Origin of the sequence: Shewanella sp. 10N.286.51.B7, from assembly GCF_002873615.1 — a bacterium.
GTDB classification, from domain to species: domain Bacteria; phylum Pseudomonadota; class Gammaproteobacteria; order Enterobacterales; family Shewanellaceae; genus Shewanella; species Shewanella electrodiphila.
In genome coordinates this window covers 1-11,728 of sequence record NZ_MCUF01000003.1, presented here as the reverse complement: position 1 = coordinate 11,728, position 11,728 = coordinate 1, and the positions used below count along the sequence as shown (strand labels likewise).

8 protein-coding genes and 1 pseudogene are annotated in these 11,728 nt (G+C 41.3%); 5 read left to right on the top strand and 4 right to left on the bottom strand.

Annotated elements, in window-relative coordinates:
* Positions 1 to 249: pseudogene (locus BCU84_RS20910) on the top strand (ComF family protein); the annotation flags it as partial.
* Between the two features lie 8 nt (positions 250 to 257).
* Here BCU84_RS20910 and BCU84_RS00625 read toward each other — a convergent pair.
* Positions 258 to 2,837, bottom strand: coding sequence for a M14 family metallopeptidase (locus BCU84_RS00625; protein ID WP_157936178.1), 2,580 nt, complete (start codon positions 2,835 to 2,837; stop codon positions 258 to 260).
* Positions 2,838 to 3,131: 294 nt separating this feature from the next.
* Between BCU84_RS00625 and nfuA the strand changes: the two genes are divergently transcribed.
* Both nfuA and BCU84_RS00615 read left to right on the top strand, forming a co-directional pair.
* Positions 3,132 to 3,710, top strand: a complete 579-nt coding sequence (gene nfuA, locus BCU84_RS00620; protein WP_102526169.1) for a Fe-S biogenesis protein NfuA — start codon at positions 3,132 to 3,134, stop codon at positions 3,708 to 3,710.
* Positions 3,711 to 3,917: 207 nt separating this feature from the next.
* Complete coding sequence (locus tag BCU84_RS00615) at positions 3,918 to 4,511, top strand: prepilin-type N-terminal cleavage/methylation domain-containing protein (protein WP_241906318.1); 594 nt, start codon at positions 3,918 to 3,920, stop codon at positions 4,509 to 4,511.
* 139 nt (positions 4,512 to 4,650) lie between these two features.
* Here BCU84_RS00615 and BCU84_RS00610 read toward each other — a convergent pair whose 3' ends face one another.
* Positions 4,651 to 5,724 (bottom strand): PepSY-associated TM helix domain-containing protein, encoded by a 1,074-nt coding sequence (locus BCU84_RS00610; protein ID WP_102526168.1) that lies wholly within the window; start codon positions 5,722 to 5,724, stop codon positions 4,651 to 4,653.
* A 580-nt stretch (positions 5,725 to 6,304) separates the two neighbouring features.
* On the opposite strand from BCU84_RS00610, the gene BCU84_RS00605 reads away from it, so the two are divergent.
* Positions 6,305 to 8,443 (top strand): TonB-dependent receptor, encoded by a 2,139-nt coding sequence (locus BCU84_RS00605; protein ID WP_102526167.1) that lies wholly within the window; start codon positions 6,305 to 6,307, stop codon positions 8,441 to 8,443.
* Between the two features lie 164 nt (positions 8,444 to 8,607).
* On the opposite strand, the gene BCU84_RS00600 is transcribed toward BCU84_RS00605, so the two are convergent.
* Both BCU84_RS00600 and BCU84_RS00595 read right to left on the bottom strand, forming a co-directional pair.
* Positions 8,608 to 8,832, bottom strand: a complete 225-nt coding sequence (locus BCU84_RS00600) for a prolyl oligopeptidase family serine peptidase (protein WP_102526166.1) — start codon at positions 8,830 to 8,832, stop codon at positions 8,608 to 8,610.
* An 11-nt stretch (positions 8,833 to 8,843) separates the two neighbouring features.
* Positions 8,844 to 10,181 carry an MATE family efflux transporter gene (locus BCU84_RS00595; protein ID WP_102526165.1) on the bottom strand — a complete coding sequence of 446 codons (1,338 nt, stop codon included), beginning with the start codon at positions 10,179 to 10,181 and terminating at the stop codon, positions 8,844 to 8,846.
* 9 nt (positions 10,182 to 10,190) lie between these two features.
* Between BCU84_RS00595 and BCU84_RS00590 the strand changes: the two genes are divergently transcribed.
* Positions 10,191 to 11,237, top strand: a complete 1,047-nt coding sequence (locus BCU84_RS00590) for a polysaccharide deacetylase family protein (RefSeq protein WP_102526164.1) — start codon at positions 10,191 to 10,193, stop codon at positions 11,235 to 11,237.
* The last annotated feature ends 491 nt before the right edge of the window (positions 11,238 to 11,728 follow it).

The window sequence follows — 11,728 nt, the reverse complement described above, 5'->3', positions numbered from 1 at the left end:
TCAAGCTCAAACACTTCAAGTTTAAACACTTTAAGTTTAAACACTTTAAGTTCAAACACTTCAAGTTTAAACACTTCAAGTTTAAACACTGCAGCTAAAAGCGTGCCTTATCAAAGAATCGCATTGATTGATGATGTCGTCACTACTGGCACCACAGTGAATGAAATTAGCCAATTGTTTGCAGCCGAATATGTCCATGTACAATGCTGGTGCTTAGCTAGAGCTGAAGCACCAGGGTTACTTAAATAATGTTTGGGCTATTGTGATGGCACAAAATACAGTGCATTGGCATAGACTTTTTCTGAGCCTAGCCAGATGTTTCGGAATAATAAATTATCCGCCAGGGCGACAATTTTACCTTTACCTTTGGTTTCAACTATCATCGCAGGGGTATTGGCAAATGCGCGTTGATATTCATTAGCAAGGTAGCCACTAATCAATAAGTCATTCTCATATTTCGCTGCGACAATAAATGGCGTTGAAGTGAGGTTGAAACTGATTTCGCGGTTTTTCATCACAGGCAGTGGATTAGGTAAACCAAAGGCGACAGGGTGAGTCGCATCAAGCTTTAACGCTACGATTGCGCCGCCGATAGATTGACGTGCTTTTAATTTAGATTGATCGCCATAATCCATACCCGATGTGATGAATAGATTATTCAGTTCACGACTGGTTTTGGGTTCAGAATTTAAGATATTACGCTTATTAAGCCAAACTAATGCCCGCTTTTGCGCCACGATGGTGCCGCCTTCTGTTACGTATTGACCTAACTTTCTTGAGGTCGCATCGCTGATCAAATGATAAGGCCCATCAGCCATAAAAATATGGCTGTATGCCGATAAATCTAGTGATACCAAACGTTCTGTGTTTACCATGGTTGTGGCTATACCTAGAGTCTTATCAAGGTAATGCCACATTTGACCGGTTTCTGAAGCATTGGTGTCTGCGCCTGTGATGATCAAAGGGGTTACGGGTTTTACTTTGATGAAATCATCGCTGCCTAAATCCATTCCTGTAGCAGCATGTGAACTGGCAGATGCGACAACATCGACTTGGTGTTGTTGCGCGAGCGTTGCCACGATTTCTGCTAACTCAATGGCAGTGAAATTTTGCTGTTTCAGTGGGATTTGCAAACTACCAGCAACAAATTTTATGGCTTGTTTGCTGGTTTGAGGTTTTTCAGCTGTGCGATTGCCACTATTGACATTAAGGCTGAATGGTTTTTGGGCATACTTAACTATTACGCCTTGTTGGAGCAATTGCTGCAGCAATGGAGCCGCCGCAGCTTGTTGCCAATCAATCACCAAAGCCACGCTGTCTTTAGGGTAGGTTGCTTTGGTTACCTTGCCGTTTGGTTTGTCTGATAAGTACTTGGCACTGGGTTTGGCTTTTTTGATCAAACTTAAGCTTAAGGCTGATTCAAAATTCCAGGTCGAAATATCGTAAAAGGTTTCATCTTTAAACTCGGTTCTTTTATCAAATAACGCCTCTAATAAGTCGTGTTGCGGCTGACTATCTGGAATAAACACACTGTCTTGAGGTGTGAAGTTAATATCATCATCTTCAATGACAGTGTTGAGGTATTTAACGCTAATTTTGTGCTGGGCTAATATGCTCACCAACTCATTGATATGCGTTGCGCCGCCATGGGCTTTGACTAATCTGCCAGACTGTTTACCTTCTCGATAACGCTTGATGTTGCTTGAGAAAAAGTCAGTTTGATACTTCATCAACTTTTTACGTAATGCGTGCGCACCTTTTAGGCTAGAAATAGAGGTCGCAAATTGGTTATCAATACTCTCAGCTAAAGTCACCACACCATTGGGTGAGTCTTGGGCTTGGCCGCGTGAGCTGGCTTGTTCAAACAAGATACCGACAGCGCCATTGATATCAGGGTAGGTTGAGCCTTTACCGTAAAAGAAGTCATCAAACATTTGACCGCTAAAATACACTTGTTTGACTTCATCTAAAGCTTGGCGATGAAACGCTGCCAGCTCATTTGATAATGCTTGATTGGCAGGTTTGGTTAATGGGTTAACGCGGTCAGGTACACCAGGTTGGAAAAAGTACGACTGTTGATGCCACATTTCATGGAAGTCACCTACATAGTGGGGCTGCCATTTATGGAAAAAAGCCACGCGACCTTGAGATGCAGGGTGGCGTAAGAATAACCAGTCACGGTTTAAATCAGCTAAATAGTGATTAAAACGTCCACCTGGCCAGTCTTGATTATGTTCACGGTGATTATTATCAGTAACAATGACTTGGCCTTTATTATTGTTGGCCCAATTTGAAAAGCGGTCAAAACCATCAGGGTTTTGGGTTGGAGTAAGTAAAATGACGGTATCGTCGAGTAACTCTTTTACCCAAGGCGCATTAGTCGCAGCTAGGTAGTGACTTAATGCCAATGCGGCATGAGCGCCACTGGCTTCATCACCATGAATAGAGTACGCCAGCCACACGACTAATGGATTTTGATTAGTGCGGTTGGTTTGCATGGTGCCGTATTTAATATTACTGCGATATTCGATGATGTCATCGAGGTTTTTCTGGTTTTTTTCAGAGGTGATCACCGCTGTGATTTGCTCGCGGCGCTCTTCACTATAACCTGCTGAATCTAAAGATACTCGGTCGCTTTCACTTGCCAGTAGTTGCAGGTAGTGATTAATCTGATCATGGCGTAAATGCCATTCACCCAATGGGTAACCTAAATACTCTGCAGGTTGAGTTAAATTAGTATTGATATCCTCAGTGAGTAAAGCTTGTTCAATACGGGTATTGTCAGCAGAAATATCACTAGCAGATGCCATAAAAGGCATGCAGATAAAAAATGTCATCAGCGTTCTAACTGAAAAACGAGCGAGCAAGGCATGTAAGCTAATCATATGAGAAACAAGATCATAAAAAGAAAACCGTAGGGTAACAATAAAGTGATTAGTCTTAAATCTCCATTAAAAACCGACACAAAGAGACTATTTTTTGTCACACTTGCTTGATGCAGGACTATAAAGCAGAGGCAACTAAGAGTATCATGTCGCTAAACCTACTAAATTACTCAAGTACTACCTTATTTAAGTCAGTTCTTAATTAAGTTAATGCTTACTCAAGTACTACCCAACGGAGCAGTTTTTATGATCAACATTACTGATACGGCTCAGGCTCATTTTGTAAAATTACTGGCCGATCAACCTGAAGGCACTCATATCCGTGTGTTTGTCATCAGTCCAGGTACCGCTCAAGCAGAGTGCGGTGTATCTTACTGTCCACCAGATGCTGTTGAAGCTGATGATACTGAATTACCGTTTACAGGTTTTAGTGCCATGGTTGACGAAAAGAGTGCACCATTTTTAGAAGAAGCGAGCATCGACTTTGTGACTGACCAACTTGGTTCACAATTAACGCTTAAAGCACCAAATGCTAAAATGCGTAAAGTGGCTTCTGACGCACCACTAAAAGAGCGTATTGAGTATGTGATTCAATCAGAAATCAACCCTCAGTTAGCAAGCCATGGTGGTAACATCATGTTAGTAGAAATAACTGAAGAAGGCGTTGCTGTACTTCAGTTTGGCGGTGGTTGTAATGGTTGTTCTCAAGTTGATATCACATTAAAAGATGGTATCGAGAAGCAGCTATTAGATATGTTCCCTGGTGAGTTAGCTGGCGTGAAAGACGTGACAGATCATCAACATGGTTCACATTCTTATCAGTAAGCACTAAGGTGTGATGACTGATAATAAACGCAGCGTTAAGCTGCGTTTTTTTATGTCTATAGAACCGTTATTGACTCATTGATCTGAGCTATATAGCCAACATTTATCCTGTATTGATGAATAAATGAGTACTTTAGGCTTAGTGTTTAACGTACTATTAACAAGCTTGTGTTATACCTTAAGTAAGCTAACGCCGAGGAGTATGGTGTGATTAATGATATTTACCCGTCTAAACTGCCATCTCGAAACACAGGTTTTACCTTGATTGAGCTTGTGGTTGTGATTATCGTATTGGCAATTTTAGCCGTTATTGCAGTCAGTAAGTTTATTGATGTTAAGCGTGACGCAGAGATAAGTCGAGCTCAGGCCATAGCAGCATCATTTGAACAGTCTGTGACTTTTTCTCACACTCGTTGGCAATTGATTGGTGGCAGTGATCCGATGAATGATTTGCCTGACTTTGCTAATAATGACCTTGATATGAATACTTTTGGCTACCCATTAGGCACAGGAAAAGGTAACCCTATGGGCAACCCTGTGAACATAGGGCCAGGGCAAGGCGGTTGTGTCGATTTGTGGAATGCTTTGATAGAAAGCCCGCCATCAGTTGCTATTAGAAATACAACGGACGATGTTGAATTTGAGTCATATCGCCATGCTGCAGACGGTGGCAGCGGTGCGACCCAGTGTACTTATGTATTAAGGACATTAGGCGATACAGCGGGAAGAAATAGAGCTGAAATTAAGATTGTTTACGACTCTATCGAAGGCACCGTGAATGCCTTTATCGAGGACTCTTAAACTTAGGCTTGAGTCATTTTTTGATGGCTTGATAGGGCATTGATGACTAAATCACTTTGATACGATATTCAATAAAAACGGCTTGCTGATTTCAGCAAGCCGTTTTTAGTTTTATCTTAAAGCATTGATGCGAAATGACTTATTTAGACCGTTTCTTGAAAATGCGGCGGTAAAAAGTCACTGCGCTGAATAGTAAGATCGCAGTACCGATAAATGCGATAACAGTAATAAAGGCCACATATTTGAATGGCATATTTAACGCATCATGTAAGGGTCTGACAAATGTCGCGACTTTGCCTGAAAGTGGGCGATCACTGTGCAACAGAGCTGATTGTATTTTGCCTTGCTCATAATTCATGGTGATGCTGTCAGCTTGACGTAACCAAACATCGCTGTGGGTATCAAAACGGATGCTGTAATTCAGCTCTTGTGGTCCTTTAGGTTTTTCTACACCTGGTTCAGGTTTACGCTTACGCGGCTTGTTCACCGAAACCATATTGGAATCTGGCCACATATCTTGTGCGGTTTGTAGCTGACTTTGCCAATCACTTTTTTGGCTAACAGGATATTGTATTTCAGCTGCTGGTTGCTTTAATGCATCCATCCACAAACCTTTATAAGTGATTAAAAAGCCTGTGATACATAATAAGAATAATGGTACTGAGATAAACAATCCTAACTGAATATGACTTTTTACCAGGCTGCTTGATTTAGTGTTACTTGGTATTGAGTGTTTCAGCCTAAAGGTTTTACGTACTCGCCACCAAAGGTAAATACCCACTAAAGTGACTAACCCACCAATCATCGAAGCCCAAGCATTCAGGTATTTACCAAAATCACCGAACAGGAAATTTCTGTGTAACCAAAACATAGTGCTATAAAGCGGAATATCTCTCATTTTATAAGTTGAGAGCTCGTTCAAGTCTTGATCAAAAGCAATCGATTGACCACGAGTTGCGACTTCAATATATGGCGAGTATTCAGTTGGAAAGCGAACCGTCCCCATATCAGGGTATCGCTCAAATAAGGTCTCAGTGACATAGGCTTTTTGTTCAATGGATAGCGGCGCATATTGCTGCCCTTTATCATCCATTCTTTTCAGCATGTCCATACCGCCAAGATAAACACCTGTGACTAATACAATCAGCATTGAAATGCTGATGACAAAGCCAACCCAGTTATGAAACCATTTTAAAGCAGGGACTACATTCATATTGAAACTCTTAAGTGTAAGTTGGCCGTAACCAAATCATGACGATTATGTTTGCTGATTTTGAACAAACTCGTGCTGACAACAAAAATTTCGTGAATGATAATTAATCTCATTTATTTACACAATTAAAGAAATGTAAAGACTGGCCTTATTCGAAATTATTGCTATTCAGATCACAAATTAGCTTATTTAGTCACTTTTTAGTGTTTTAACATTTGAATAACTATTCAGGTTGTTTCTTGACCGTTAACTCACAGTGTACAGATTGAAATCTCAGTTTTAAATGGGTTTTAAAGCAACGCTCTTTTTGTTAAGTATTTGTTGCGTAGTGCTTTTATCTTTTTTGGATGGGGGAGGTTATAGAGGCTGAAATTGAATGCTTACTACAAGTGAAAAGTTTTATTAACATTAATCTTAGTTAATATGCAATAACTATTCATCGGTGGGAATGAGATTTACTCTCATTAGTGCAGTCCTTCACACTTCTTTACATTAACTGACAAAAACTCTTCACAAACAGTGAAACGCAAATGATAATCCGTCTCATTAACGGTTGTTGCCAATTTAAGGTCTACTTTGTATGAAAATTTCACCTATTGCGTTTGCGGTTGTTGCAGGTTTAGCCTCAGCATCATTAGCGGCTGAAGAAGCTGCAAATGAAACAGCATCAAGCCAAGATTTTGTTGCTAACATCGAACGTATTCAAATTACTGGAATGAACTTCAATAACTACAAAGTGGGCACCTCTTCTGGCGCAATGCGTGGTGACATTGATTTAATGGACACGCCGCAATCAGTTAACGTTATTCCTGATTTTGTCACTGATGAGCAGTTAGCAAGAAATCTGTCAGAAGTATTGGTAAATGATTCAAGTGTTACCGGTGGTAGTGAAAAGTGGAACCGCCAAGTGTTCAACATCCGTGGTTTTGAACTTGATTCTGGCAGTGGCTTCTTAATCAACGGTCAGCAGCAGTGGTCTCACTACGTGCAACCGATTGAAACACTACAACAGGTTGAAGTGCTTAAAGGCCCATCAAGCATGCTTTATGGTCAGTCAGGTCCTGGCGGCTTAATCAATATGGTGACTAAAAAGCCAACCTATGAAAACTTATTTGACGTTGCATTTGATACAGATGCAAATGGTTCTACACGTTTTCAGTTAGATGCGGGTGGCGCGTTAAATGATGCTGAATCAATTCGTTACCGTACAGTGTTAGTGAAGCAAGACACCAAATACTGGCGCGAATACCAAGATGGCAATGGTGAACAAGAGCAAGAGCGTGATCGCTTTTTAGGTTACTTAAACCTTGAATTCGACCTACATGAAGATGTGATGTTATCGGTTAAGTACGATTACACTGACGACAAAACAGGCATCGACAGAGGCGGTTGGTTAGATGATAACGGCGACTTAGTTGGTGACCGTGAAGATATTTGGGATATGTCATGGGCATTTACCGATAACAACGTTGAAAACTTAGGTGCAGACTTAACTTGGTATATTTCTGATGACTGGAAAATGACCACAGGTTATAACCATCAAACCTTTACTCGTCAGCGTTTAGATTCATCACCTTCAATGGTTTCTGGCATGGATCCAACCACTGATGGTTACCAAATCAAAGCCTTTGATCGTTATGATGACTGGCAGCATAAAACAGCCTACATGGACTTTACTGGCATCGTGAATGCTTTTGGCATGGAGCATCAGTTACTCGTTGGCGCTAACATTTTAGATTACTACTATGGTCAACTTAGAGATAGCGGCGACGCTCAAATAGTTATGCCTGGTGAGAGTGTTCCTAGACCAGATTTAGATTATAACAATGACACCACCAAATATGAGTCAAGCTACAAGCATTATGGTTTTTATGTTCAAGACTTAATGACCATTAACGACGAGTGGCAAGTACTTGCTGGCGTACGTTATGACGAACAGAAAAAAGATGGCGAAGGTGAAAATAGCTACGCTGTATCGCCTAAGTTTGGGGTAATTTACTCGCCAAGTGCTAACGGCAGTATTTACGCTAACTACTCAAAAAGCTTTAACCCACAGTCTATCGTAAACAACGAAAATGATGTCAACGATGGCATGGATTTAGACCCTGAGTATGGTGAGCAGTACGAAATCGGTACTAAGTGGGAACTGTTTGACGGTGGCTTATTACTAACTGGTGCGGTATTTGATACCACAGTGACGAACGTTGCAGTTCAAGAACAACTTGATACCCCCGTTGGCGATAAAGAATATATCACCACTCAAAGCGGTAAGCAGCATCACCGTGGTTTTGAAATGGGTGCACAAGGTCAAGTAAGCGATAATGTATTTGTGACCAGTTCGATGATGTACTTGGATGCAGAATACGTGACAAGTGCTGAAGATACTGAACGTTTAGATGGTAAAACGCCAGTTGATGCGCCTGAATGGTCTGCCAACATCTGGACCCGTTACGAAGTCACTGACGATTTAGCATTGAACATAGGTGCTATCTACGTTGGCGAGCGTTTTGCTAATACGCAAAACACCATTGTAAAAGATGACTATGTTCGCTTTGACTTTGGTGCAGCATATACTTTCGCTGTACAAAATACCGATATGAGCGTGCGCTTTAACGTTAAAAACTTATTTGATACTGACTACTTAGGTGGTGGTACTAATACAGACGTTACTGTTGGTGAAGGCAGAAACTTCAGCTTAGCATTCGAAGCAAAGTTCTAAATTAATGTTTTGAACTAAGGTTCGAACTAAGGTTTGAACTAAGGTTCTAAATTAATGTTTTGGAACTAAGAATTTGAATCTAAGCAATACCGTGTTTTAGTGAAAGGCCCTAACGTCAGCAATGATGTTAGGGCCTTTTTTATGTTTACTTTTCAGCGTTACTGCTAAAGATTTTTAGATAAAAACTCGTCAATCGCTTTAAACGTCATTAGACGATGCTGATTGTTGCTGAGATAGTGATTGCCGTTATCAATTTCAAGGTATTTTACTTTTTTGTCCAGCCCATCTAACTTGCGGTACATATCGCGGCTTTGGCTCACTTGTACCACTTTGTCATTGTCACCATGGATTAATAAAATAGGCACATTGATTTTGTCGGCGTGATAAATACCTTTAAAGCTTAAATATGCTTAAAGGCTTTGCTGTATTTGTAATGCAGCGCGAGTGACGCACTTCTGCACAGCATAAAGGCGCTCATTGCCGCCCATAAACCGTGATTACCGTAACCTTGTAATAGATACCAGCAAGGAAAAAACACCACGAAAGTGGCAATAATCATGCTGTTTCGCATTGCTCTACCTTGAGCAGCGCCAATATAGACACCATCAAACAAATAAGATCCGAATGCCAATAAAGGCATAAACACTAACCAAATAAGGTACATATTGGCTTGCTGCTGCACGATTTCGATACTGGTAAGTAAGCTAATAATGCCACTGCCACCAAAATAGAATAACAAGCAAAATCCCACTGAGAATAATGCAGACCAATAACCTGCTAAGAGCACAGACTCATGCAGTAAGGGGAGGTTTTTCTGACCGACTGCGCGGCCGACTTCAGCCTCTGCGTAATAGGCGATGCCATCTAGGGCGTAAGAGATGAGCATGAGTAAGTTTAACAACACCGCATTAGCAGCAATGATGTCATCGCCTAAGCCTGCGCCGTAAAAGGTCATGAAGGTAAAGCTCGCCTGTAAACATAAACTGCGGATAAAAATGTCACGGTTAAGTTTAAGCAGTTGCGAGTAGCCTTTATAGCTCAGGTGGATGAATAGCTTACCGAGATTAAAATCACTTTGCTGATAAAGGGCACGTTTAACAATCACCGCTGCGACAGTGAACGCACAAATATCTGCGATGACCGAGGCTAAAGCGGCACCTTTAACGTTCCATTCAAAACCGATGACAAACACTACATCCAAAACAATATTAACGATGTTGGCAATGATAAGTTGCCACATCGCAGCTTTAGGCGCTTGTCTGCCGAGCAACCAACCCAACAAGACTAAGTTCACTAATGCGAATGGAATCGACCAAATGCGGATGTTGACGTATTCGCTGCAAAAGTGCTTTACCTCTTCACTGGCTTGGCTAAGAGACATGGCGAATTCAAGCAATGGCTGCTGTAAGATGATTGCGCTAAATCCAAATATCAATGCTAGGCTACAACCTTGTACCAGCAATTTTTGCTGAGTTACGGTATCATTAGCGCCATATGCTTGGGCGACAAGACCCGTAGTCGACATTCTCAAAAAGCCCAATAGCCACACAATTAAGGTAATAATTGTGCTGCCTAATGCCACACCGCCTAAGTAATAGGCTTCACTTAAATGACCAATGACAGCGGTATCGACTAAACCTAATAGTGGGATAGTGATATTGGATAAAATCATCGGCAATGCTAACGCAAATAGCTGACGGTTTTTTTGGCTGTTAAATAGTAATGCTTTTATGGACATAGGAATCTTATGTTAAAACAAAGTCTTTTGGGATTAATCTGCTTATTCTCGTTTAATGCCAGTGCAGTGGTGATTTTGCAATATCATCATGTATCAGAAACAACGCCTGCCAGCACGAGTGTGACACCGGCGCAATTTGAAGAGCAAATGCAATATCTTGCTGATAATGAGTTTACCATCATTAGCTTGCAAGAGGCGGTGGATGCCATAAAAGAAGATAAACCCATGGCTGACAAAAGTATCGTGATTACCTTTGACGATGGATACGACAGCATTGCAGCTGCAGCAGCGCCCATTTTAGCCAAGCATAACTTTTCATATACCTTGTTTGTCTCGGTTGAACCCATTGAAAAAGGTTATGCAGGGATGATGAGTTGGGATGACATTAATCAACTTGCTCAAAATGGTGCGACGATTGCCAACCATAGCTGGGCGCACGAACACCTCAACCGCAAATTAGACGGCGAAAGTCGCCAGCAATGGTTAACTCGCATCGAAAACAATTTACTGGATACCGAAGCTGAAATTAAAAAGCATACGGGGCAAAGCGTACGCATGTTGGCTTACCCTTATGGTGAATATAATGCGGATGTTGAAGATATTCTTAAACAGCATGACTTTATTGGCTTAGGGCAACAGTCTGGCGCAGCGGGTAAGTACTCGATACTGACGGCATTACCCCGTTTTCCTGTTGCAGGGGCTTATGCGGATTTGGATAGTTTAAAAGTTAAATTTACCAGTTTGAACATGCCAGTGGTTAAGCAAAATATCACAGACCCATTATTAACTTCTGGTGATTGGCGACCTGAGCTAAAAGTTGAGTTAGACATCACTGATATTTACCCACATCAAGTGATGTGTTTTGTTCAGGGGCAAGGCGCGAAAAAGCCAACATGGTTGACTGAAACAGAGTTTAGTATTCAAGCGCCAGCGAATTTACCCGCAGGGCGTAGCCGTTATAATTGCACGGCACCGAGTAAAACTCAGAAAGGCTATTATTGGTTTTCACAGGCTTGGGTGAGACCAAATAATGATGGGAGTTGGCCAAAAGAATAATCTTTTGGTTTAGGATAAAAACTTAGGTTTTCGATATATGTTTTATATCTAGTTTTTATCCTAAGTATTTCCAAACTTTGCTTGGAATAGAGTAAAGTCGTGGGTTTTCGATCCACATCCGAATACGTATTTTCCTACATTGAAATCAAAAGCCAAATCAAGATCGTGGCGCTTCGCCCACACCCGACGAAAGGGAAACAACAGCATTTCCCTTCTCGACATCCCTTGCCGCTCCGACGAAGTGTTGTTCCTCATGCTATAGAGCGAATTTGCTATCGCCTCAGATTCGCCATCCATGGCTCAATCTGAGGCTATGTCGGCGTCCTGCCTCCATCACGCAAATTAGCTCAACGCATTCGGACACTTCCAACGGAGTCTATTGAGCCCGAAGATTCATTTGTTTTAGCAAACTCATAGAGTATTTTTTAAAACTAGGAATGTTCAATTTGAATTGAGGTAAGCAAAAAAATCACGTGAGTCCAGACATGGAT